The sequence below is a fragment of the Brachybacterium sp. HMSC06H03 genome, from assembly GCF_001807385.1.
GTDB lineage: Bacteria > Actinomycetota > Actinomycetes > Actinomycetales > Dermabacteraceae > Brachybacterium > Brachybacterium conglomeratum.
Genome location: NZ_KV788658.1, coordinates 1 through 21,769, shown reverse-complemented (window position 1 = coordinate 21,769; position 21,769 = coordinate 1). Strand labels below are relative to the sequence as shown.

Genomic DNA, 21,769 nt, shown 5'->3' with positions numbered 1-21,769 from the left:
GTCCCGTCGGCCGCAGCGCCCTCGACGGGAGCGGCGGCGGTGCGCGGGGCCGACGCCCCGGCCGCGACCTCGAGGATGCCCAGGCGCAGCTCCTCGGCGCGGGCGGAGGAGACGTACTCGATGTCGAGATACGACTCGCCGCCGCCGGCGACCTCGACGCGCACCTTCGCCAGCCCCAGCAGTCGGGCCAGCAGCGGGCGCTCGATCGAGACCGACTCGATGCGTGCCCGCGGCGCGTACTCGCGTGAGCGGCTGATCATGCCGCTGTGGACGGAGACGCCGTCCTCGTCCACCGCGTAGGTGGTGAACCACCAGCTGAGGGCCGACAGGACGATCGCCACGAGGACGACGACGAGCAGGATGCCCAGTCCGATCAGCGCGCGACGGACCGTGAACTCGTTCGCCAGCTGGGCGATGTTCTGGGCGGTGAGCACCGCGATGACGCCCACGACGACCTTCCAGCCGGTCACCAGCGGCGTGATCGGATGGGTGCGGTGGCGGGACGCTCCGGGCTCGGGGCCGGGGCCGGGGGCGGTCACAGCGCCGCCATCAGCTCGACGCCGCGCGCAGTGAGCAGGGCGCGCAGGCGCTCGGCCTCGTCCTTCGGCAGACCGGGCAGGGTGACGCCGGCGCCGTCATGGGCGGTGCTGAGCGTGAGCTTCGCGAGGCCGTAGCGGCGGTCCACCGGCCCCTCGTCGATCTTCACCGACTGCACGCGGCCGTAGGGGATCGTGTGCACGGAGCGGAACATGATCCCGAGGGCGACGGTGAGGTCCTCCTCCCCCTCGCGATAGCCGATCGCCCGCACCCGTCGCGGGGTGAGCGCGAGGCCCTGCACCACCAGCACCAGCGGCACGATGCCGGTCAGTCCCAGCCACCACCATCCCGTCAGGGCCGCCGCGACGATCGCGCCGATGGTCAGCAGCACCCCGATCACGTAACCGGGGATCCCCGCGAGATAGCGGGCCGGGACGAGCTTCGGAGAGACCGGCTGCAGCCCCTGCGCGCCGAGTCGCGCCCCGGGGGCGTCGGAGACCTCGGGCGGCGGGGCGTCGTGGGGCGTCGCCGTGGGGAGCGGCGGGCGGGCATCGGGCGCGGAGGAGGTCATGGGGACATCGTGTCATCCCGGGCCGGAGGCGCCGTGCAACGCTCGGTGCCGTCCGCCCCGCCGAAGGTCGGTCCTCGCTCGTGCCCCGCTCCGCCGACGGGCAGGTCGCAGGACCGTCCCGCGGCGGAGCCGGAGGGCGCGAGGCGAACGGTCAGGACCCGGCTTCCGCGCCCTCGGCGGAGCCGTCGCCGTCGGGTGGGAGCTTTCCCCACCGCTCCACGATCACCCCGAGCACGCCCAGCACGATGCCGGAGGCCGCGGCGGCGGCGGTCGGAAGGATCGCGCCGAACAGGTCGCCGGTGCCGGTGATCAGCAGGAACAGCGCCTGGCCGGCGAAGATCCCGCCCATGATCGCGCCGGTGTAGGCGCAGGCCCGGGCCAGCAGGACCGTGCGATAGGCGGTGGGCAGGTCGATCTGGTGCCGACGCGGCGCGTAGGAGGGCTTGTCGCGACGCTCCTCGCTCTCCTGGAGGTAGCGGCGCATCGGGAGGCCGTAGGCGAGCAGCACCGCGGACAGGGCCAGCAGCACCAGGGTCGTCAGCCATCCCGCGACCGGGAGGGAGTGGCCGCGGGCGGCGAGGGCCTCGAGCATCTGGGCCCCGAAGCCCGCACCGATCACGAGGATCAGCACGAGCACGGGGATGTTCAGGGGCCTCACGACTCCGCCGCTCCCTCCCCCGTCCGGGAGGCCGGGGCGTCGAAGCCCTCGAGGGCCGGGCCCGGGCGCAGGTCCTCGCGGTCCGCGGCGTGGGCGAGAAGCGCCTCGACCGGTCCGCGGCCGGGCAGCTCGGCGGCGGGGTCCGCGGCATGCCAGGGGCCGAGCACGAAGGCGCGCTCGTGGGCGCGGGGGTGGGGCACGGTGAGGTCGGGGTCCTCGCTGCGCCAGTCGCCGTACGCGATCACGTCGACGTCGAGGGTCCGCTCGCCCCAGCGCACCAGGCGCTGCCGTCCGGCGGCCCGCTCGGCGCGGTGGGCCAGGGCGAGGAGGTCGTGGGGACCGAGCTCGGTGGTCACGCCGACCACGGCGTTGAGATAGGCGCCCTGGCCGTCCGGCCCGCCGACGGGGGCGGTCTCGAGCACGGGCGAGGTCCAGGCGACCTCGGTGCCCGGGTGGGAGGCGAGCACATCGAGCGCCCCGCGCAGATGCGTCTCGCGGTCGCCGAGGTTGCTGCCGAGCGCGAGCACGGCGAGGACGGGGCGCGCGTCGCGCTCGATCGCGACGGCCACCCCGCCGACGGGCAGCCCGACCGGGGCGGCGGGCTTGTGCACGCGCACGCCGACGCGGCGCACCAGCGGGTGCCCGGTCTCCTCGAGGATCCTCTCGGCGATCCGCTCGGCGAGGGTCTCGACGAGGTCGTGGGGGCCGGCGCCGATCTCCTCGTGCACGGCCGTGACGACCTCGGCGTAGTTCACGGTGCGGGAGAGGACGTCGGTGCGGCCGGCCGCGGCGGTCGAGAGGTGCAGCACGACGTCGACCGCGAACTCCTGGCCGATCTCCTTCTCCGCGGCGAGGACGCCATGATGGCCCCAGGCGCGGATGCCGGTGACCTCGATGCGGTCCAGGCGTCCGATCGACGCCGGCGCGGAGCCGTGATGCGCGCTGCCATCGTGCGGGTTCATCGGCGCCTGCTCCGACGCAGCCGGTCCCCGACCCGCACCGCGGCGAGGTTGGAGGGGACCTCGTGGACGCGCACCGCCCAGGCGCCGTGCTCGGCGCTGTAGGCGCTGATCGCGGCGGTCGCCGCGTCGCGGTCCACGTCGAGGGCGCTGACGAAGCGCTTGCGCGAGGCGCCGATGAGGACGGGCAGACCGTGGGAGGCGATCGCGTCCCAGTCCGCCAGCAGGTCCCAGTTCTGCTCCCCCGTCTTGGAGAAGCCGAGGCCCGGATCGGCGACGAGGAAGCGGTCCTCGATCCCGGCCTCGCGCAGCGTGCTGAGGCGGTCGCCGAGCTCGGCGGTGCTGTCGTGGGCGACGTCCTCGTACCGGGCGAGGTCGTTCATGACGTCGCTGTGGCCGCGCCAGTGCATCGCGATGAACACCGGCGGGGTGCCCAGACGCGTCCGCAGCTCGGCGACCTGCGCCCCCATCCGCACGTCGGCCTGGCCGGCGGAGACGTCGTTGACGATGAGGGCCCCGGCCGCGATGCTCGCGGCGGCGACGGAGGCGCGCATGGTGTCCACGCTGAGCACGACGTCCTCGGCGGCGAGGGCCTCGACCACGGGGATCACCCGGCGCAGCTCCTCCTCCTCGGGGACGCGCGGGGCGCCGGGGCGGGTGGACTCCCCGCCGATGTCGATGATCGCGGCGCCCTCGGCGACCAGGCGACGGCCGTGGGCGATCGCGTCGGGGGCGCTGTCGTGCTCCCCGCCGTCGGAGAAGGAGTCGGGGGTGACGTTCAGGACCCCCATGACGAGGGTGTCGTCCCCGCCGAGGCGGTCCGGCAGGCCCTCGGGGCGATGCACGGGGATGGTCACGAGCTCACCGTCCGTTGATCAGGGCCATGGCCTCGCTGCGGGTGCTCGAGCTGTCCCGGAGCATGCCGCGCACGGCGCTGGTGATGGTTCGGGCCCCGGCGGCACGCACGCCGCGCATCGACATGCACATGTGCTCCGCCTCGATCACGACGATCGCGCCGGCCGCACCGAGCTCGTCCATCAGCGCATCGGCGATCTGGAAGGTGAGCCGCTCCTGCACCTGCGGCCGTCGGGCGTAGACGTGGACCAGGCGGGCGAGCTTGCTCAGCCCCGTGACGGCGCCGCCGCCGGGGATGTACCCCACATGCGCCATCCCGTGGAAGGGCAGCAGGTGGTGCTCGCACATCGAGTGGAAGGCGATGTCGCGCACGAGCACCAGCTCCTGGTGCTCGATGTCGAAGGTCGTCGACAGCGGCTCGTGCGCGTCCTGCTCCAGCCCCTCGAAGACCTCCGCGTACATCCGCGCCACCCGCGCGGGGGTGTCCAGGAGGCCGTCGCGGTCGGGGTCCTCGCCGATCCCGGCGAGGAGCTCCCGTACCGCCGCCTCGACCCGGGGCCGGTCCACCGCCATCTCAGCGCTCCGTCTCGTCGCGGTCGCCGTAGCCGTACCCCTGGCCGGGACCGGGCTGGCCGGAGCCGCCGGGGGCACCGCCGTGCGGGGCGCCGGGGATGCCGGGGCCCTCGCCGCCCGGATGGGGCAGCTCGGGGGCGCCGGGCTGCAGCGGCTCGCCCGCGTCGTGCTCCTCGGTGCCGGTGCCGGTGGTGGTCGAGCCGACCGTCGGCGCCTCCAGGGAGGGCCGCTCCTCGCTGGAGACCCACACCTCGCGCGGCGGCAGCTTGGTGACGTCCGCGAAGATCGCGGCGAGCTCGTGCTCGTTCAGCGTCTCCTTCTCCAGCAGCTCCTCGACCAGGCGGTCCAGCACGTGACGGTTCTGCACGATCACGGACCAGGCCTCGTCCAGCGCGTTGTCCAGGAGCTTGCGCACCTCCTGGTCCACGATGCTCGCGGTCTCGCCGGAGAAGCGGGGGCCCTGCCCCTGCTGCATGCCCACGAACACCTCGTCCTGGTCGCCCGAGAGGGCGACCTGGCCGACGGCCGCGCTCATGCCCAGCTGCATGACCATGGTGCGGGCGATCTTGGTGGCGTTCTGGAGGTCGGAGCTGGGGCCGGTGGTGACGTCGTGGAAGATCGACTCCTCCACCGCATAGCCGCCCATCGCGTAGGCGAGGCGGTCCAGCAGCTCGTTGCGGGACTGGTAGTTGCGGTCCTGGGTGGGGACCACCATCGTGTAGCCGCCGGCCTGACCGCGCGGCAGGATCGTCACCTTGGTGACCGGGGCGGAGTTGTTCATCGCCGCCGCGACCAGGGCGTGACCGCCCTCGTGGTACGCGGTCATCTGGCGCTCGCGCTCGGTCATCACCTTGGAGTAGCGCTGCGGGCCCATGGAGACGCGGTCGATCGCCTCGTCCAGGGCTCGGTTGTCGATGATCTGATTGCCCGAGCGGGCGGTGAGCAGCGCCGCCTCGTTCAGCACGTTGGCGAGGTCCGCACCGGACATGCCGATGGTGCGCTTGGCGACGGCCTCGAGGTCCACGTCGTGGGCCAGCGGCTTGCCCTTGGCGTGCACGCCGAGGATGTGCAGCCGACCCTTGAGGTCCGGGGCGGTCACCGCGATCTGACGGTCGAAGCGGCCCGGGCGCAGCAGCGCCGGGTCGAGGATGTCCACACGGTTGGTCGCGGCGATGAGGATGACGTTCTGGTTCTCGTCGAACCCGTCCATCTCCACGAGCATCTGGTTCAGCGTCTGCTCGCGCTCGTCGTGGCCGCCGCCCATGCCGGCGCCGCGGTGGCGGCCGACGGCGTCGATCTCGTCGATGAAGATGATCGCCGGGGAGTTCTCCTTCGCGGTGTTGAACAGGTCGCGCACGCGGCTCGCGCCGACGCCCACGAACATCTCCACGAAGTCCGAGCCGGAGATCGAGTAGAAGGGCACGTTCGCCTCGCCGGCGACGGCCTTGGCCAGCAGCGTCTTGCCGGTGCCGGGCGGGCCGTAGAGCAGCACGCCCTTGGGGATCTTCGCGCCGACGGCCTGGTAGCGGCCCGGGTCCACGAGGAACTGCTTGATCTCGTCGAGCTCCTCGACGGCCTCCTCGGCGCCGGCGACGTCGGCGAAGGTGACCTTCGGGGCCTCCTTGTTGAACAGCTTCGCCTTGGACTTGCCGAACTGCATCGCCCGGCCGCCGCCCTGGGCGTTCATGATGAGGAACCAGAACAGGCCGATGAAGATCAGCAGCGGCAGGAAGGACAGCAGCAGCGTGGACCACCACGAGCTGGTGGCGATCTCGTCGGTGTAGCCGCCGGAGGGGGCGGACTCCTCGACCGCGGAGACGATCGACTCGCCGCGCGCGTCGACGTAGGCGAAGCGCACCCGGGTGCCCTTGTTCTCCTCGCCGTCGGTGAAGTCCTCGGTCAGGACCAGGTCGACGCGCTGCTGGTTGCCGCCGATGATCTTCGCCTGCTCGACGGTGTCGCCCTGCAGCAGCTCGAGGCCCTGCTCGGTGTCGATCTGCTGATAGCCGTCACGGCCCAGCAGGGAGAACAGCGCCATGCCCAGCAGCAGCGCGACGACGATCCAGAGGGCGACGGAGGTGAAGGGGCGGCGCTTCCTGCCGCCCGAGCCGCGGCCCGTGCTCTTGGGGGAATCTGCCACCGGTTCAGTCCTCGTAGACCGAGCGTGCGAGGACGCCCACGTAGGGAAGGTTGCGGTAGTTCTCCGCATGGTCGAGCCCGTACCCGATGACGAACTCGTTGGGGATGTCGAAGCCGACGTACTTCACGTCGATCTCGACGCGCGCGGCCTCGGGCTTGCGCAGCAGCGTCGCGATCTCCACGGACTTCGGCCCGCGGGAGCGGAGGTTGGCCAGCAGCCACTTCAGGGTCAGGCCCGAGTCGATGATGTCCTCGACGATCAGGACGTTGCGCCCGGTGATGTCGCCGGAGAGGTCCTTGAGGATCCGCACCACGCCCGAGGACTTCGTGCCCGACCCGTAGGAGGAGACCGCCATCCAGTCCATCTCGACCTTGAGGTCGATGGAACGGGCGAGGTCCGCCATCACCATCACCGCCCCCTTGAGGACGCCCACCAGGATCGGGGGCTCCTCGGCGTAGTCCGCGGCGATCTGCGCGCCGATCTCGGCGAGCCGGTCACGGATCTGCTGTTCGTCCAGCAGCACGCGGTCGACATCGGGGTGGGGGTGCGTCTGGGGCACGCGGATCTCCTCCAGGTGATGTGGTGGGTGCGTCCGCCGCGGCTCACGGAGCGGGACGGCGCCACACCAACAGGCCGTCACGGCGAGCGACCTCGATCCTACCCGGAACGGGCACCGCTGCCTGACCGTGCCATGAGACGACCAGCGCATCCAGCGCGAGCACCTGCCTGCGCAGCAGCGATTTCGTGGATCCACCTGCGTCACCTGCATCGATTGCGCGTTGAGCGGAACGGGAGGCGTCACGCAGCACGCGGGTGCGCACGGGGGCGGGGACGGCGGCGAGGGCGTGGACGTCGAGGTGCAGCAGGTCTCCCTCCTCGGCGAGCTCCCCGGCGTCGCGGCGCAGGGCGGGCAGCAGCGCCCGCGCCTCCTCGTCGAGATGGTCCACATCGGGGCGGACCAGGTCGGCGCTGCGGGCGAGGTTCTCGTCGATCTGCTCCCCGAGGATCTCGCGCAGCAGCGGCAGGGCCCGGTGGCGCACCCGCGAGCGCAGCAGCTCGGGATCCGCGTTCATCGGGTCCTCCCACCATTCGAGGTCGTGGAGGGTGCAGATCTCCTCGGTGTCGGCGCGTCGCAGGGCCGTGGTCTCGTCGCGGCCGGTGCCGAGGAAGGGGCGCAGCAGGTGGGCGCGGCTGCGGCGGATCCCGGCGAGCGCCCGGGGCCCGGCGCCGCGGGCGAGGGCCATCAGGACCTGTTCCGCCTGGTCGTCGAGGGTGTGGCCCAGCAGCACGGCGAGCGCACCGCGCTCCCGGGCGAGGTGCTCGAGGGCGTCGTGTCGGGCGGTGCGGGCGGCGTTCTCGAGACCGCCGGGCGCGGCGAGGTCGACGGACGGCGTGAGCACGTGCGCCTCGGCGCCCAGCCGCTCCGCCTGCGCGGCGGCGCGCGCGGCGACGGAGGCGGAGCCGTCCTGGAGCCCGTGGTCGACGATCGCGGCCTCGGTCGCGAGCCCCATCCGCTCCCCCACCCAGCAGGTGGTCGCCAGGAGCGCGAGCGAATCGGCGCCCCCGGAGACGCCGACCAGCAGGCGCGGGGAGAGGTGGCCGGAGCCGGTGTCGTCGGCGAGCTGCTCGAGCCGCTCGGCGAGGGCGGCGCGGACGGCGCGGCGGGCACGGGCGACCACGGGAGGAGGGCCGGCCATCAGTCGACCTGCACCATCTCGGCGGCGACGTCGTCGACCGCGGCGCGGGCGGCGTCCGCGTCGGCGCCGTCGAAGCCGTGGACCACGATCGAGTAGCCGACGGTGCGGCCGTCGGGGAGCACGGTCACGCCGGCGAGGGTCGCGGCGCCGCCGAGATAGCCGGTCTTGCCGCGCACCTGCCCGGCGGCGGCCGAGTCGTCGCCATGGCCGAAGCGGTCCGCGAGCGTGCCCGAGAGCGCCGCGACGGGCACGTCGTAGAGGATCTGCTCGAGGGCGGGCACCTCGCCGGAGGCGACCTGGGCGAGCACCGCGGCGAGCAGCGCCGGCGGGACCCGGTTCTCCCGCGAGAGGCCGGAGCCGTCGCGGAGGTCGAGCCCGGCGAGGTCCTCCTCGGGCAGCCCCATCTCGGCGCCGAGCTCGCGGATCTCCGCCTCGGCGGCGGCGGCGGCGCCGGCGGGGGTGGTCTCCTCGCCGCGGGAGAGCGCCACCAGGTGCGCGAGCAGCTCGGCGGTGGTGTTGTCGGAGATGAGCAGGGTGTGGCGCACGATCTCCGAGAGCGGCTCGGAGGAGATCTCCGCGGCGGGCGCGCCCTCCGGGGCGGCGGCCGCGGTGATCCCGCCGGTCACCTCGAGGCCCTCCTCGCCGAGCAGCTCGGCGAAGCGCCGGGCCGCGTCGCCGGCGGGATCGGCGGACTTCGGGCCGTACTGCTCCCCGTCGAGCCATCCCTCCTCGAGCGCGAGGGAGGCGGTGGGCGTGACCCAGCCGCCCGCCGTGCCGTTGTCCCCCCAGGCCGGGTTCGCCCCGCCCACGAGATACGAGTCGTCCAGGGCGAGGGCGACGGAGGAGGTCCCCTGCTCGGCCGCCAGCGCCGCCGTCTGCACGGCGAGCTCGCGCAGATCCTCCTCTGTGAGGGTCATGTCACCCTCTCCCGCCAGGGTCACCACGCCGTCCTGGACGGTCGCGCGGGTGACCAGCACCTCATCCCCCGTGTACTGCCGCAGCACGGCCGCGGCGGTGAGCAGCTTGAGGGTCGAGGCGGGCACGAGGGCGCTGGACGAGTCCCGCTCGGCGAGCACCTGGCCGTCCTCGGCCGCGACGACGCTGAAGGCCAGGCCCCCGCCCACGACGGGCAGCTCCGCCTTCGCGGCCATGCGCTGCTGCAGGTCGGCGGGGTCGACCGGGGACGGTGAGGAGCCGACGGGGGCCACGGCCTCGGCCGGATCGACCCGCTCCCAGTCCTCCGCGACGGCGCGGGGGCCGGAGCCGGGGTCCTCCTCGGCGCTGCGCACGGTGAGCACGCCGGGGAAGGCGTCCATCAGGTCGCCGAGGACGTAGAAGCTCACGGGCAGTGCCGCGCACATCACGACGGCGACGGTGCGCCACATGCGCTCGGTTGCTCGAAGGGCCATGCCACCACGATATGGTGTCCCGGTCATCGGAAGCGGCCCATGGGGCCGGAGCAATGAAGTGGCCCACGGGGCCGGAGCAATGGAGCGGCTGTCGTGGAATTCGACGTGACCATCGAGATCCCTCGCGGGAACCGGAACAAGTACGAGGTGGACCACCACAACGGGCGGATCCGCCTGGACCGGATGCTCTTCACCGCGACGCGCTATCCGGACGACTACGGCTTCATCGAGGGGACCCTCGGCGAGGACGGCGACCCGCTGGACTGCCTGGTCCTGCTCGAGGAGCCGACCTTCCCGGGCTGCCTGATCCGCTGCCGCGCGCTGGGCATGTTCCGCATGCGCGACGAGGCCGGCGGCGACGACAAGATCGTCGCGGTGCCCGTGGGCGATCGCCGTCAGGTGCGCCGCCAGGAGCTGACCGACGTCTCGGAGTTCCACCGTCTGGAGATCCAGCACTTCTTCGAGGTCTACAAGGATCTCGAGCCGGGCAAGAGCGTCGAGGGCGCGCACTGGGAGGGCCGCAGCGACGCGGAGGCGGAGATCCGCCGCTCCTACCAGCGTGCTGTCGGCACCGAGCACGCCAACGAGTTCACGCAGGAGGTCTGAGCGCGGTCCGTCCGCGCAGGACGCACGACGACGGGGCCGATCCTGAGGGACCGGCCCCGTCATCATGTGCGGGCGTGACTGCGGGCGCGACGCCCGGGCCTCCCGCTCAGCCCCGGGTGAGCTCGCCCTCCGGGCCCTGCGACCCCTGGCCGAAGATCTCGAGCATCGCCTCGACCACGGAGCGAGCCACGACGCGGGCGCCGAGTCCGCCGAGGACCGCGCCGATCCCGAAGGGCACCAGACGTGCGAGCCACAGACCGCCGGTGCGGGCCACGACCCGGCGCCGCACGTACTTGTTGACCTGCTTGGTGACGAAGCCGGGCAGGAGGCCCCCGCCGCCGAGGACAGAGTTCCAGCGCATGCCCTGCCGGCCGAGCGCCTTGCCGATGATCTCGGCGCCGCGCTCGCCGCCGAGCACGCCCAGCAGCACGAGGCGTCGGGTCTCGCGGTCGGTCATGTCGACGCCGTGGATGTCGGCGGCGGCGAGGGTGAGGAAGGCGCAGGACTCCGCGAAGGAGAGCCCCTCCCCCACGGTGAGGCCGATCGCGGCGGCGGTGCCGAGGCCCGGCAGCGCCGCGACGCCGCCGATGCCGGCGCCGGTCGCGGTGGTCAGCGCGGTGAAGCGCGAGGTGACCTTCTCCAGCAGCTGACGGTCCGTCGCCTCCGGGTGCCTGGCGCGCAGGTGCTCGACGTAGGTGCGGGCCAGCGGCGCCTGGACCCTGAGCGCGGCGTCGATCAGCGAGAGCCAGCGCTCGTCGAGCTGCTCGTCGAGGGAGCCCTCCTCGAGAGGGAGGTCGTCGGGTCGCGTCGCGGCAGCGCCGTGGTCGCGCGGGACGGGCTGCGGGGAGTTCGTGGCCACCTGGGCCTCCATTCGTCGGGGTCCTGAACAGGGCAACGGTATCGCGCACGGGGCCCCGCTCCTGGACGGCGAGTGCGCACGGCGGACGCCCGGTCCGCGGTCGGATCCCCGTCCGACGGGGACATGGCGACGCCGCGGATGCCGCACAGCCCCGGCGCGGACCGGGCAGTGCGGACCGGGCGGCGCGGCGCCTCAGCGGCGCAGCACGACCTCGCCCTCGCCGAGCTCGGCGATGTCGCCGCTCAGGCCCAGTCGGCGCACGGCCTCGCCGAGGTCGGCGTAGTGGTGGACGTAGCCGGCCTCCACGAAGGAGCGCGGCACCATCCGGTCGTGGCAGAGGGTCCCGCCCAGGTGGTCCGTCTCGTGCTGGAGGATCCGTGCGGTCCAGCCCACGTGCTCCTCGTCGACGTCGCGCAGGGAGCCGCCGGGCAGCAGCTCCTGGGCGCGCAGGCGCACCCGGCGCGAGCGGGGCACGATCGACTGCCAGCCGTCGACCGAGAGGCAGCCCTCGAAGGCGAAGACGGTCTCGTCCCCGAACGGCTCGACGACGGGGTCCAGCAGGGCGCGCAGCGCGAGCGGTCGGCGCTCGAGCAGCTCGTCCTCGGGGTCCTCCCCCTCCTCGGCGGCGAAGGGGTCCTCGACGACGTAGAAGCTCAGCGGCAGACCGATCTGCGGGGCGGCGAGACCGACGCCGGGCGCGTCCCTCATCGTCACGGTCATGGCATCCGCGAGCTCCGCCAGGAGCGCGGGCTCGAGGCGGTCGCGGGCGGCGACGGCGGTGCGGCGGAGGGCGGGGTGCCCTGCCTGCACGATGCGCAGCGGGGCGCCCTCGCGGGGGCGTCGGTCCAGGATCTTCCGGGTCAGCTCAGCAGTGTCCACCGCCCCAGTATCCCGCGCCCGGCGCCGTGCACGGGAGAACGCCGGGTCCGGTCCTGCCGCGGTCCGCCCACGGCCAGGGCAGGGCGCCGCCGGGACGACGGCGCGCCGTCGGCGCCGGGGCGCACCAGGAGGGTGAGACGTGGGATACACTCTGCCGTGCCGGTGCGATGGAGCACCCCCGAGGAGCTCCCCCCGAACCGGTGTCACAGTCACTTCACAACGGATCGTCCGGCACGTACCTGCCGGTGAAGGAGAACCACCATGGCAACAGTCACGTTCGACAACGCCTCCCGGATCTACCCGGGCCAGGAGCGCCCCGCGGTCGACAACCTCAACATCGAGATCGGCGACGGCGAGTTCCTCGTCCTCGTCGGCCCCTCGGGCTGCGGCAAGTCGACCTCCCTGCGCATGCTCGCCGGTCTCGAGGAGATCGACGCGGGCCGCATCCTCATCGGCGATCGTGACGTCACCGACGTCCCGCCGAAGGACCGCGACATCGCCATGGTGTTCCAGAACTACGCGCTGTACCCGCACATGACGGTCGCCGACAACATGGGCTTCGCCCTGAAGATCGCCGGCACCCCGAAGGCGGAGATCCGCAAGCGCGTCGAGGACGCCGCGGCGATCCTGGACCTCACCGAGTACCTCGACCGCAAGCCGAAGGCGCTCTCCGGCGGTCAGCGCCAGCGTGTGGCCATGGGCCGTGCGATCGTGCGCTCCCCGCAGGTGTTCCTGATGGACGAGCCGCTGTCGAACCTCGATGCGAAGCTGCGCGTCTCGACCCGTACCCAGATCGCCTCGCTGCAGCGTCGTCTCGGCGTCACCACCGTGTACGTCACCCACGACCAGACCGAGGCGATGACGATGGGCGACCGCGTGGCCGTCCTCGACCGCGGCGTGCTCCAGCAGATCGACTCCCCGCGCCGCATGTACGACCACCCGAACAACGTGTTCGTGGCCGGCTTCATCGGCTCCCCCGCCATGAACCTGCTCGAGGAGAAGCTCACCGACCAGGGCGTCCAGTTCGGCGGCGCCGTGCTGCCCGTGGACCGTGCGACCCTCTCGGACACCGACCAGTCCACCGTCACCGTGGGCGTGCGCCCCGAGGACCTCGAGCTCGTCGGCGACGAGCAGGGCATCGCGGTCGAGGTCGACGTGGTCGAGGAGCTCGGCGCGGACGCGTTCATCTACGGTCGCCGCGCCGGCAGCGACGAGACTGCCAAGCCGTTCATCGCGCGCGTCGACGGCCGCCGTCCCCCGGCCAAGGGCGAGACCGTCTACTTCCGTCCCAAGGAGGGCCACCTGCACCTCTTCGACGCGAAGTCGGGCAAGCGCCTCGGCGACTGAGCACCCCCGCTCCGCACGACGGGCGTCCGGCTCCGGCCGGGCGCCCGTCGTCCGTCCCGGGCGGCTCCGTCATCCGTCCACGGCGGGCTCGTCGTCCGTCCCCGGCGGGCTCGGCGCCGCCGCCCCCGTCGGCCCCAGGACGGTTCCCGGCGACCTCGGGGACGCGACGACACGAAGTCCCGAGCCGTGATCTTCCCGTCGGTCCGACGTGATTTGTGGAAGCGTATGGGCCTGGCCCTCGCGCTCGGGAGAGAATGGACCCATGGCACCCCTGGAGATCACCGCGTCCCGTGCAGACCCTGCACTGCTGGATCTGCCCTGGGAGACGCCGCTGGAGCAGTGGCCCGACGAGATCCTGGCCGCGCTCCCCCGCGGCATCTCCCGCCACGTGGTCCGCTTCGTCCGGGTCTCGGGGCGGGTGCTCGCGCTCAAGGAGATCAACCACCACCTCGCCCAGCGCGAGTACGACACGCTCAAGGTGCTGGGCCGGATCGGCATCCCCTCGGTCGAGCCCTTCGCGGTGGTCTCCGGTCGCACGGGCCGCTCCGGCGAGGCGCTGGACGCCGTGCTGATCACCCGTCATCTGCAGTTCTCCCTCCCCTATCGGGCCGTGTTCAGCCAGGTCTCGCGCCAGGACACCGCCCAGCGCCTGCTCGACGCGCTCGCCGTGCTGCTGGTGCGGCTGCACCTGGAGGGCTTCTACTGGGGCGACGTGTCGCTGTCGAACACGCTGTTCCGCCGTGACGCGGGGGCCTTCGCCGCCTACATCGTCGACGTCGAGACCGGTTCCCTGCACGAGACGCTCACGGCCGGGCAGCGCCACTACGACCTCGACCTGGCCCGCACCAACATCATCGGCGAGCTGATGGACCTGCAGGCCGGCGACATGATCGACCCCGAGGTCGACCCTGTCGAGATCGGCGACGACCTCGTGGCCCGCTACGAGGAGCTGTGGGAGGCGCTGACCTCCTCGGAGCGCTTCTCCGCCGACGAGCGCTGGCGGGTCTCCGCCCGGATCGAGCGGCTGAACAAGCTCGGCTTCGACGTGGGCGAGCTCGAGATCACCACCGACCTCGACGGCACCACCCTCTCGATCCGCCCCAAGGTCGTCGACGCCGGTCACCACTCGAGGCGCCTGATGCGCCTGACCGGCATCGACGCCCAGGAGAACCAGGCACGTCGACTCCTGAACGATCTCGACCAGTTCCGCGCGGACACGGAGCAGCAGGCGGAGGAGGAGGAGTTCGTCGCCCACGAGTGGCTCAAGGACCAGTACGAGCCCGTGGTCCGGGCGATCCCCCGGTCGATGCGCTCGAAGCTCGAGCCGCCGGAGTTCTTCCACGAGGTGCTCGAGCACAAGTGGTTCCTCTCCGAGCAGGCCGGCGTCGACGTGAGCCTCGATGACACCGTGCGGCACTACATCCTCAACGAGCTCATCCACCGGCCCGACGAGAAGTCGCTGGTGACCACCGAGACCTCGGCCCTGCCGATCGTCGAGGCCTGAGCGGGTCGCGAGGAGTCCGAGACGAGACGTGGCTGCGTCGGAGCGGCGCCGGCATGCCCGGCTCGACAACCTGTCCCTGCGCGATCAGCTGGGCGTGGACCGGCTGGGGCGTCGGCTCGTGCAGATGATGCTCGGGCTGACCGGCTTCGGGCTGTCTCTGGCGATGCTGCTGCGCTCGGGGCTGGGCGGCGCGCCCTGAGACGTCTTCCACGCGGCGCTCGCCGAGCGGCTCGACGCGACCGTGGGGTCGATGAGCATCGCGGTGAGCTTCGTGCTGCTCCTGCTGTGGATCCCGCTGCGCGAGCGGCTCGGGATCGGCACGGTCGCGAACGCGATCTGGGTGGGGGTCAGCATCGACCTCGGGATGCTGATCCTGCCGGAGGCGAGCTCGCTGCCCGTCGCGATCGCCCTCATGCTGCTCGGCGTGGTGGTCAACGGGATCAGCGGCGCCGTCTACATCGGCGCGCAGCTCGGTGCGGGCGCCCGCGACGGGCTGATGACGGCGCTCAGCCGGGTGCTCTCCCGGCCCGTCGGGCCGGTGCGGATCGTGCTCGAGGTGATCGTGCTGGTGACCGGATGGCTGCTGGGCGGACCGCTCGGGCTCGGCACCGTCGTCTACGCGATCGCGCTCGGCCCCGTCATCCAGCTGGCGCTGCCCCACGTGCTGATCCCGGTCCGCTCGGTGCGGGGCAGGAAGCCCGGCGCCGCGCGCTGAGGCGCGCCGGCCGGGGCTCTCGGGCCGGGCCCGGGCTCTCGCGGCAGGCCGGGCCGGAAGGCTCAGGCCGGGCCGGGAGGGTCAGGCCAGTCCGTGCTGGTCCCGGACCCCGGAGATCTCGTAGAGCGCGATCGCGGCGGCGACCGAGGCGTTCAGCGACTCGGAGCGCCCCGCCATCGGGATCGAGACCACCTGGTCGCTGGTCTCCCGCGCGAGGCGGGAGAGGCCCTTGCCCTCGGCGCCGACGACGAGCACGGCCGGCTGGGTGCCGAGCTCGAGCTCGCGCGAGGTGACGTCGCCGTCCGCGTCGAGTCCGAGCACGAACACGTCCTGCTCCTTGAGCGCGGCGAGGGTGCGGTTGAGGTTCGTGACCTGGGCGACGCGGACGCGGCCGGCGGCGCCCGCGGCGACCTTCCACACGCTCGCGGTCATCGACACGCTGCGCCGCTCGGGCAGGATCACGCCGTGCGCGCCGAAGGCGTCGGCCGAGCGGAGGATCGCGCCGAGGTTGCGGGGGTCGGTGATGCCGTCGAGCGCGACCAGCAGCGGCGGCTCGAAGCGGTCCGCGGCGATCTCGAGCAGCTCGTCGACCTCGGCGTACTCGTAGGGCGGGATCGTCAGCGCCACACCCTGGTGCACCGAGTGGTCGGTCATGCGGTCGAGGTCGGTGCGGGTCGCCTCGACGACCGGCAGCGCCCGCGCCGCGGCCAGGCGCATGATCTCCCGCACCCGCTCGTCGGCGTCGATCCGCACCATGAGGGTCAGCTGGGTGGCGGGGATCTCCTCCCGCAGCGCCTCCAGCACCGCATTGCGCCCGGCGACCTGGTCGCTGCCGGGCGCCTTGCCCTTGGCCTTGGGCCCGCCGCGTCGTCCCGCGGCGCCGGATCCCGAGCCGCCGGAGTACTTCTTGTGGTTCGGGCGCTCCTCGGCCTTCGGGGTCGGGCCCTTGCCCTCCAGCCCCCGTCGGCGCACGCCGCCGGAGCCGACGGTCGCGCCCTTCTTGCCCTTGCGCACCGCGCCGCGGCGCGAGCTGTTGCCTGCCATGGGTGGTCTCCTCAGTCCTGCTCAGTCTCGGGTCTCGAGGGTCCAGCGGGCGCCGCCCTGGCCGTCCTCGATGCGGATCCCGGCGGCGGTCAGCGCATCACGCAGCGCGTCGGCCCGGGCCCAGTCCTTCTCGGCGCGCGCCGCCTCGCGGGCGGTGAGCTGCGCGGAGATCAGCGCGTCGAGCGCCGCGTGCTCCGCCCCGGAGGCGCCTGCCTCCCCGCCCCACTGCTCCCCCAGCGGGTCCAGCCCCAGCACGTCGAGCATGGCCCGCAGACGGCCGAGGCCCTCGGCGACCTGGGCGCCGTCCGCCCCGCCGCGTGCGGCCAGGAGCGTGTTCAGCCCCGCCTGCTCGCGGTGGATCACCGCGAGCGCCTCGGGGACGGAGAGGTCGTCGTCCATCGCCGCGACGAACTCCTGCGGCAGCTCCACGGCGCGCAGGTCGGCGTCGGCCGCGGCGATCAGGTCTCCCTCGAGCTGCTCGGCGGCGCGACGCGCGGTCGCGGAGAACCGCTCCCACACCGTCTCCGCCTCCCGCATCGCGGTGGTGTTGTACTCGATCGTCGCGCGGTAGTGGCCGCCGACGAGGGCGAGGCGCACCGCCGCGGCGGGGTGCTCGCCGAGCGCATCGGCGGCGGTGACGAAGTTGTCCAGGCTCTTGCCCATCTTCAGCCCGTCGACCGTGACCATGCCGGAGTGCATCCAGCGCTGGGCGAAGCCGTAGCCGGCGGCGTGGGACTGCGCCTGCTCGTTCTCGTGGTGCGGGAAGCGCAGGTCGAGCCCGCCGGCGTGGATGTCGAAGGTCTCACCGAGATACTTGCGGCTCATGGCGGAGCACTCGAGGTGCCAGCCCGGGCGGCCGCGGCCGAAGGGCGTGTCCCAGGAGGCGGTCTCCGGCTCGGTCGCCTTCGCCGCCTTCCACAGGGCGAAGTCGCGACGGTCGCGCTTGCCGGGCTCCATCTCCTCGCCGGCGTCCTGCATGTCCTCGAGAGACTGGCGGGTCAGCGCGCCGTAGGTGGGCAGGGAGGCGACGTCGAAGTAGACCGAGCCGGCGCCGTCGGCGTAGGCGTGGCCACGCTCGATCAGGCGCTGCATGAGCTCGATCATCTCGGGCACGTGCCCGGTGGCGCGCGGCTCGTAGGTGGGGCGGCGGTTCCCGATCCGGTCCAGCACGTCCTGGAACTCGCGCTCGAAGCGCAGCGACCAGGCGAACCACTCGGCGCCCGCCTCGGCGGACTTCGCGAGGATCTTGTCGTCGATGTCGGTGACGTTGCGGACGTGCGCGACCTCGTAGCCGCTGCGCTCGAGCCAGCGCACCAGCACGTCGAAGGAGAGGAAGGTGCGCAGGTGCCCGAGGTGGGGCGCGCCCTGCGTGGTGGGACCGCACACGTACAGCGACACCGCCCCCTCGCGCACCGGGGTGAACGGTGCAGTGGTGCGGGTGGCGGTGTCGTGCAGGTGGAGAGTCACGTCCCCAGGGTACTGCCTGGTGGCGCCGTCTCCGCTCAGCCGGTTCGACCGACGCGCGCGGTCGGGCCGATCGGCCCCCGGGCGGTCACTCGGTGCGGGCGCTGACCTGCTTGCCGTAGAGCTCCTCGAAGGTGTCGTCGTAGGAGACGGCGTTGCTGCGGCGCTTGCCCTGGACGGCCTGGACCGCGGACTGGGCGGTCTCGATCGTGGTCTCGGGGGCCTTCAGCTTCCTGGAGACCAGGAAGGCGACGAGACCGGCGATCGCACCGAGGAGGATGAACACGCCGGCGACGATGAGGAACGAGCCCCAGGCCGGCAGCCCGAGCGCCTGCAGGCCGGTCGCGGCCGCGAACAGCAGCATGACCCAGGCCGACAGGAGGAGGAACAGCAGCACGGCGGCCATCGCGGCGATGATGCCGATCTTGATGCCGAGGGCCGTGATCTCCTTCTTGGCGATGTCGATCTCGTGATGGACGACGCCCAGGAGCTCATCGCGGATGGACTGGACGAGCTCGCCGATGGACCGCTGGGTGGGCGGCGTGCTCGGGTCGTTCGTGGTGTTGATCATGATCGGAGCCTATCGCAGGGTGCGGGCGTTTCTGTGTCGGATCGAGCCGGATCGAGGGAGCGGGCCGAGGGCTCAGTCCACCGAGATCCGCTTGCGGCGGGTGGTCTCGGGGCGGGGGCCGGCGGCGGTGGTGCGGCGCGCCACCAGCGAGGGGGCGACCGCGACGTCCCGGAAGGTTCCCTCGTGGCCGGAGACGCGGTCCACCAGCATCTGGGCCGCCAGGGCGCCGAGCCGCTCCGAGTTCGGGTCCACGCTGGTCAGCTCCGCGACGCCCGAGGAGGCGAGCGAGGTGTTGCCGTAGCCGGCGACCGCGAAGGCCTCCGGCACGTCGTAGCCGGCCTCGCGGGCCGCGGAGAGCACGCCGACGGCGGTGACGTCGTTGGCGCAGGTCACCGCCGTGGGGACCTGGCTACCGCGCAGCAGCATCGACCCGGCGGTCTGGCCGACCTGCTCGGTGAAGTCGCCCGGCTCGACCCGTGCGGAGTCCGCCAGGCCGTGGCGCGCCATCGCGGCGCGGAAGGCATCGGCGCGCTCGCGGGCGACGGCCGCGCCGACCCCGCCGACGTGAGCGATCTCGCGGTGGCCGAGGCTCACCAGGTGATCGACCAGGAGGCCCTGCCCGACCTCGTCGTCGATGCGGACCGTGTCGATCCGGCCGACGAGCTCCTTCGAGCAGCCGATCCCGACCAGGGGTCGGTTGCCGGTGGCCTCGAGGACCTCGTCCATGTCGGCGAGGTCGGAGACCATCAGGAAGCCGTCCACGCCGAGGTGGACGAGGTTCTCGATCGCGTCGGTGTCCACGGCGACCGGGTACTCCGGCAGACGCCGACGGGTGGGCACGACGACGGCGGTGCGGCCGGTGGCGGCGAGCTCGATGCGGATCGAGCGGACGAGGTCGGAGATCCAGGTGTTGCGCATGGTGTTCACGAGCACGGCGACGACGCCGCGGTGCTCCGTCTCCCCGCTGAGCTCCTCGAGCGGGAAGTGCAGGCGCTCGGCGGCCTCGCGCACGCGCTCCACCATCCGGGGCTTGATCTCGTCGGCGCCGCGCAGGGCGCGCAGCGCGACCGCGCTGGAGATCCCCAGCGAGTTCGCGACGTCGCGGAGGGTGCCGCGGGAGGCGCCGTCGGCGTCGAGCTCGGCGGCGGTCGACTCCACGTCCTCGACCATCTGGCCGGTCGAGCCGTCGTCGGCCTGGGCGGCGGCCGCGTCGTTGTGGGGGTCCAGGGAGCTGTCGGAGGAGGTGGCGTCACTGCTCATGGCCTCCATTGAACCGCATCGGCGGCGGCCGCGGAGGCAGGTCCGCGGGAGCAGTCGGTGCGGTATGGCTCACCCGGCGCGGGCCGCGCGGGGGATATCCCCCGCGCACGCGGACGGCGGGCCCGGTGGGACCGGTCGCGAGGGCCCGTCTAGGGTCGAGCCATGGACGAGACGAGCGAGAGGACCGGGGCGCCCGCCCGGTCCCGGATCTCCCCTGCCGCGCTGGCCTCGGTGGTCGTCGGCGGGGTGCTGAGCCTCACCTGGTGCGTCGCGAGCATCGTCATGCTCGTGACCGGGCTGGGCGCCCTCCCCGCCCTGGGCAGCGGGCTGCTGCTGCTGGTCCCGTGGCTGCTGCTGATGCAGGTCGCGGTGCGGATCGAGCGGCGCCGCGCGGTCGCGGTGCACGGCATCGGGGTGAACATCCCCGCCCGGCGCCGCTCGCTGCGCCGCGGTGCGGCCGGCTGGCTGCAGGACCGCTGGTTCGAGCTCGGCACCGGCGGGTTCTGGCGCGGGGTCCTCCACCACCACCTCGCGATGATCGTGGCCGGGGCGTTCCTGCTCGTCGCCCTCGCGATGCTGTGGCTGGGCTGGTCCGGCTGGGAGCTCGCGCTGCTGCACGGCCCCGTCCGGATCGGGAGCGTGGAGATGTCCCGCTGGGCCCTCGCCGTGCTCGGCACCGCGGCCCTGGCGCTCTGCGCGGTGCTGCTCGCCCTCGGCGCGCTCGCCGACCGCGGTCTCGCCCGCGGCCTGATCTCCGGATCCGAGGAGGAGCTGCGCGAGCAGGTGGCGGACCTCGCCGAACGGCGTCAGGGCGCGGTCGACGCCGCCGCCCAGGAGCGGCTGCGCATCGAGCGGGATCTCCACGACGGGGTGCAGCCGCGCCTGGTGAACCTCGCCATGACCCTGGGCCTCGCCCGCACCGCGATCCGCACCGACCCGGACCGGGCCGAGCGGCTCGTCGGCGAGGCGCATGCGGAGGCGAAGGCCGTGATGACCGACCTGCGCCAGCTCGCCCGCGGGATCCACCCGGCGGTGCTCACCGACCGGGGCCTGGATGCGGCGCTCTCCGCCCTCGCCGCACGCTCCCGCATCCCCGTCGACCTCGACGTCTCCCTGCTGGGGCCGGCGCACGCGGGGCTGGACCGGGAGCGGGAGGGCGTGGCCTACTTCGTGGTCGCCGAGGCGCTGACCAACATCGCCAAGCACGCGGAGGCCGAGCAGGTCTCCGTGAGCGTGCGCCAGGACCCGCACGCGCTGCGGGTGCGGATCGAGGACGACGGGCGCGGCGGCGCGCGGGTGCGCCGCGACGGGCTCTCCACCGGCCTCGCCGGGCTCACCGACCGGGTCCGCGCGACCGGCGGGGTGCTCGGGATCAGCAGCCCCGTCGGCGGCGGCACCGTGCTCGAGGCCGTCCTGCCCACCGGCGCGCCGACCTCCGGCGCCGCTCCCCTGCGACCGGCCCTGTCCGCCGACCTGAGCGCCGTCCCCCTCCCGCGCCCGGCCGACGGGACCGGGCCCCGAGACCAGACCCTGGAGGTCCCCCGATGAGGATCGTGATCGCCGACGACGCCGTGCTGCTGCGCGCCGGGCTCGAGAGGCTCCTGACCGACGCCGGCCACGAGGTGGCCGCCGCGGTGGGCGATGCGGCGGGCCTGCTCGCCGCCGTCTCCCACCACCGCCCCGACCTCGCGGTGATCGACGTGCGGATGCCGCCGACGTTCACCGACGAGGGCGTGCGGGCCGCGGTGCTGATCCGGCAGCAGGATCCCGAGGTGGCGCTGCTGGTGCTCTCCCAGTACGTCGAGGAGCGCTACGCCTCCGATCTCATCGCCGACTCCTCGCACGGCCTGGGCTACGTGCTCAAGGATCGGGTCGCGGACGTGGAGGAGTTCCTCGGGGTGGTGGCCGATGTCGGCGAGGGCGGGACCTGGCTGGACCCCGAGGTGGTCCAGCAGATCTTCGTCCGCTCCCGCCGGCGCCGCACCCTCGAGGCGCTCACGCCGCGGGAGCGCGAGGTGCTCTCCCTGATGGCGCAGGGCCGCTCGAACCAGGCGATCGCCGATGCGCTGTTCGTCTCCGCCGGAAGCGTCGAGAAGCACATCTCCTCCCTGCTCACGAAGC

General features: G+C 73.2%; 23 protein-coding genes. 7 read left to right on the top strand and 16 right to left on the bottom strand.

Features of this window, described 5'->3' with window-relative positions; genetic code table 11:
* From HMPREF3159_RS01745 to HMPREF3159_RS01700, 10 genes are all read right to left on the bottom strand, one after another.
* Positions 1–539: PH domain-containing protein (locus HMPREF3159_RS01745; protein ID WP_141748026.1), on the bottom strand; the 539-nt coding region annotated here is incomplete at its 3' end.
* Positions 536–1,108 carry a PH domain-containing protein gene (locus HMPREF3159_RS01740; RefSeq protein WP_083305745.1) on the bottom strand — a complete coding sequence of 191 codons (573 nt, stop codon included), beginning with the start codon at positions 1,106–1,108 and terminating at the stop codon, positions 536–538. The genes HMPREF3159_RS01740 and HMPREF3159_RS01745, both read right to left, overlap by 4 nt.
* A 151-nt stretch (positions 1,109–1,259) precedes the next feature.
* Positions 1,260–1,766 carry a DUF3180 domain-containing protein gene (locus tag HMPREF3159_RS01735; protein WP_070499382.1) on the bottom strand — a complete coding sequence of 169 codons (507 nt, stop codon included), beginning with the start codon at positions 1,764–1,766 and terminating at the stop codon, positions 1,260–1,262.
* Positions 1,763–2,728 (bottom strand): 2-amino-4-hydroxy-6-hydroxymethyldihydropteridine diphosphokinase, encoded by a 966-nt coding sequence (gene folK, locus HMPREF3159_RS01730; RefSeq protein WP_070499380.1) that lies wholly within the window; start codon positions 2,726–2,728, stop codon positions 1,763–1,765. The genes HMPREF3159_RS01735 and folK overlap by 4 nt, the downstream gene beginning before the upstream one ends.
* Positions 2,725–3,582 carry a dihydropteroate synthase gene (gene folP, locus HMPREF3159_RS01725; RefSeq protein WP_010551041.1) on the bottom strand — a complete coding sequence of 286 codons (858 nt, stop codon included), beginning with the start codon at positions 3,580–3,582 and terminating at the stop codon, positions 2,725–2,727. Before folP ends, folK begins: the two co-directional genes overlap by 4 nt.
* A 4-nt stretch (positions 3,583–3,586) precedes the next feature.
* Positions 3,587–4,153, bottom strand: coding sequence for a GTP cyclohydrolase I FolE (gene folE / locus HMPREF3159_RS01720; protein WP_010551040.1), 567 nt, complete (start codon positions 4,151–4,153; stop codon positions 3,587–3,589).
* A gap of 1 nt (position 4,154) precedes the next feature.
* The gene (gene ftsH, locus HMPREF3159_RS01715; RefSeq protein ID WP_070499378.1) at positions 4,155–6,293 is read right to left on the bottom strand and encodes an ATP-dependent zinc metalloprotease FtsH; all 2,139 of its coding nucleotides are present in this window, start codon (positions 6,291–6,293) and stop codon (positions 4,155–4,157) included.
* Between the two features lie 4 nt (positions 6,294–6,297).
* Positions 6,298–6,852 carry a hypoxanthine phosphoribosyltransferase gene (gene hpt, locus HMPREF3159_RS01710; protein WP_010551038.1) on the bottom strand — a complete coding sequence of 185 codons (555 nt, stop codon included), beginning with the start codon at positions 6,850–6,852 and terminating at the stop codon, positions 6,298–6,300.
* A gap of 43 nt (positions 6,853–6,895) precedes the next feature.
* Entirely contained in the window at positions 6,896–7,990 is a 1,095-nt protein-coding gene (tilS, locus tag HMPREF3159_RS01705; RefSeq protein WP_070499376.1) for a tRNA lysidine(34) synthetase TilS, read from the bottom strand.
* Positions 7,990–9,399, bottom strand: coding sequence for a D-alanyl-D-alanine carboxypeptidase/D-alanyl-D-alanine-endopeptidase (locus HMPREF3159_RS01700; RefSeq protein WP_246821415.1), 1,410 nt, complete (start codon positions 9,397–9,399; stop codon positions 7,990–7,992). The genes tilS and HMPREF3159_RS01700 overlap by 1 nt, the downstream gene beginning before the upstream one ends.
* 93 nt (positions 9,400–9,492) lie before the next feature.
* On the opposite strand from HMPREF3159_RS01700, the gene HMPREF3159_RS01695 reads away from it, so the two are divergent.
* Positions 9,493–10,005: an inorganic diphosphatase gene (locus tag HMPREF3159_RS01695; RefSeq protein ID WP_010551035.1), complete on the top strand. Its 513-nt coding sequence runs from the start codon at positions 9,493–9,495 to the stop codon at positions 10,003–10,005.
* Between the two features lie 106 nt (positions 10,006–10,111).
* Here the strand turns inward: HMPREF3159_RS01695 and HMPREF3159_RS01690 are convergent, their stop codons facing one another.
* Both HMPREF3159_RS01690 and HMPREF3159_RS01685 read right to left on the bottom strand, forming a co-directional pair.
* Positions 10,112–10,864, bottom strand: a complete 753-nt coding sequence (locus HMPREF3159_RS01690; protein ID WP_246821413.1) for a hypothetical protein — start codon at positions 10,862–10,864, stop codon at positions 10,112–10,114.
* Between the two features lie 192 nt (positions 10,865–11,056).
* Entirely contained in the window at positions 11,057–11,743 is a 687-nt protein-coding gene (locus tag HMPREF3159_RS01685; protein ID WP_070499371.1) for a peptide deformylase, read from the bottom strand.
* A gap of 261 nt (positions 11,744–12,004) precedes the next feature.
* Here HMPREF3159_RS01685 and HMPREF3159_RS01680 point away from each other — a divergent pair, with 261 nt between their 5' ends.
* The 4 genes from HMPREF3159_RS01680 to HMPREF3159_RS01670 all read left to right on the top strand — a co-directional run bounded on the left by HMPREF3159_RS01680 (position 12,005) and on the right by HMPREF3159_RS01670 (position 15,309).
* Positions 12,005–13,090, top strand: a complete 1,086-nt coding sequence (locus tag HMPREF3159_RS01680; protein WP_070499370.1) for an ABC transporter ATP-binding protein — start codon at positions 12,005–12,007, stop codon at positions 13,088–13,090.
* Positions 13,091–13,352: 262 nt separating this feature from the next.
* Positions 13,353–14,594 (top strand): DUF4032 domain-containing protein, encoded by a 1,242-nt coding sequence (locus HMPREF3159_RS01675; protein WP_070499368.1) that lies wholly within the window; start codon positions 13,353–13,355, stop codon positions 14,592–14,594.
* 28 nt (positions 14,595–14,622) lie between these two features.
* On the top strand, positions 14,623–14,793 hold the full coding sequence (locus tag HMPREF3159_RS18150) for a hypothetical protein (protein ID WP_371441686.1): 171 nt from the start codon (positions 14,623–14,625) through the stop codon (positions 14,791–14,793).
* A 51-nt stretch (positions 14,794–14,844) separates the two neighbouring features.
* Positions 14,845–15,309: a YczE/YyaS/YitT family protein gene (locus HMPREF3159_RS01670; protein WP_371441685.1), complete on the top strand. Its 465-nt coding sequence runs from the start codon at positions 14,845–14,847 to the stop codon at positions 15,307–15,309.
* Between the two features lie 81 nt (positions 15,310–15,390).
* Here the strand turns inward: HMPREF3159_RS01670 and rlmB are convergent, their stop codons facing one another.
* From rlmB to HMPREF3159_RS01650, 4 genes are all read right to left on the bottom strand, one after another.
* Positions 15,391–16,353 (bottom strand): 23S rRNA (guanosine(2251)-2'-O)-methyltransferase RlmB, encoded by a 963-nt coding sequence (gene rlmB / locus HMPREF3159_RS01665; RefSeq protein WP_062949639.1) that lies wholly within the window; start codon positions 16,351–16,353, stop codon positions 15,391–15,393.
* A 21-nt stretch (positions 16,354–16,374) separates the two neighbouring features.
* A complete protein-coding gene (gene cysS, locus HMPREF3159_RS01660; RefSeq protein WP_070499366.1) occupies positions 16,375–17,820 on the bottom strand; it encodes a cysteine--tRNA ligase in 1,446 nt (481 codons plus the stop codon).
* An 85-nt stretch (positions 17,821–17,905) separates the two neighbouring features.
* On the bottom strand, positions 17,906–18,388 hold the full coding sequence (locus tag HMPREF3159_RS01655; RefSeq protein ID WP_070499365.1) for a phage holin family protein: 483 nt from the start codon (positions 18,386–18,388) through the stop codon (positions 17,906–17,908).
* Positions 18,389–18,460: 72 nt separating this feature from the next.
* Positions 18,461–19,648, bottom strand: a complete 1,188-nt coding sequence (locus HMPREF3159_RS01650; RefSeq protein WP_070499363.1) for a LacI family DNA-binding transcriptional regulator — start codon at positions 19,646–19,648, stop codon at positions 18,461–18,463.
* Positions 19,649–19,810: 162 nt separating this feature from the next.
* Here HMPREF3159_RS01650 and HMPREF3159_RS01645 point away from each other — a divergent pair, with 162 nt between their 5' ends.
* Together HMPREF3159_RS01645 and HMPREF3159_RS01640 are read left to right on the top strand one after the other, a co-directional pair.
* Entirely contained in the window at positions 19,811–21,196 is a 1,386-nt protein-coding gene (locus HMPREF3159_RS01645) for a sensor histidine kinase (protein ID WP_070499361.1), read from the top strand.
* Positions 21,193–21,769, top strand: a 577-nt coding sequence (locus HMPREF3159_RS01640; RefSeq protein ID WP_070499360.1) for a response regulator transcription factor, incomplete at its 3' end; no start/stop codon positions are given. The genes HMPREF3159_RS01645 and HMPREF3159_RS01640, both read left to right, overlap by 4 nt.